Below are 803 nucleotides of genomic sequence, written 5' to 3' on the forward strand. Positions count from 1 at the left end.
ATACAATTCACCCAACACACCCACCGGCACCGGACGCAGCCAGCCATCCAGCACCCACACCCGCGCACCCGCCACCGGAACCCCAATCGGCGGAACACCGGCCCCGGGCTCCAGCCGTCCGCTCATGGACGCGGCGATCGTCACCTCCGTGGGACCGTAGGCATTGATCACCGTCCGGCCCTCCGACCACCGCTCGACCAGCTCAGGGCCACATGCCTCGCCGCCCGTCACCAATACCCGCAGGTCAGGCAGATCACCGGCAGGCATACTGCCCAGGACCGTCGGCGGAACGAGCGAATGCGTGATCCGCTCCCCCGCGAAGACGTCCAGCAACTCCTGCCCGGCCAACGGCCGACCGCCCTCCGGAATCACCAACGTCCCACCACCACCCAGAGCCATCAACAACTCCATCACCGACGCATCAAAACCCGCCGACGCCAACTGCAACACGCGCGAGGACGCGTCAAGCCCGAACCGCTCCACCATCGCAGCGGTGAAACCGGCCACACCCCGATGGGAGACCACGACTCCCTTGGGACGCCCGGTCGAGCCGGACGTATAGATCACATACGCCGCCGAGTCCAACGACACCCGACCCACAGGAACAGCAGAAGACGCCGAGGCCCCGGAAAGCGCCTCCAGCATCTCCTCATCAATCACCAGCTGGACACCACTGTCCGCCGTCACAAACTCCATACGCTCCGCCGGCCACTCCGGATCCAACGGCACATACACACCACCCGCCCGCACCACCGCCAACAGAGCCACCACCCACTCCACCGACCTCGGCAAACACACACCCA

1 protein-coding gene is annotated in these 803 nt (G+C 66.3%); it reads right to left on the reverse strand.

Translation table 11 applies throughout. From position 1 onward, the window contains the following. Positions 1–803: AMP-binding protein (locus IF11_RS37440; RefSeq protein ID WP_037729478.1), on the reverse strand; the 803-nt coding region annotated here is incomplete at both ends.

It is taken from the genome of Streptomyces scopuliridis RB72 (genome assembly GCF_000718095.1).
GTDB lineage: Bacteria > Actinomycetota > Actinomycetes > Streptomycetales > Streptomycetaceae > Streptomyces > Streptomyces scopuliridis.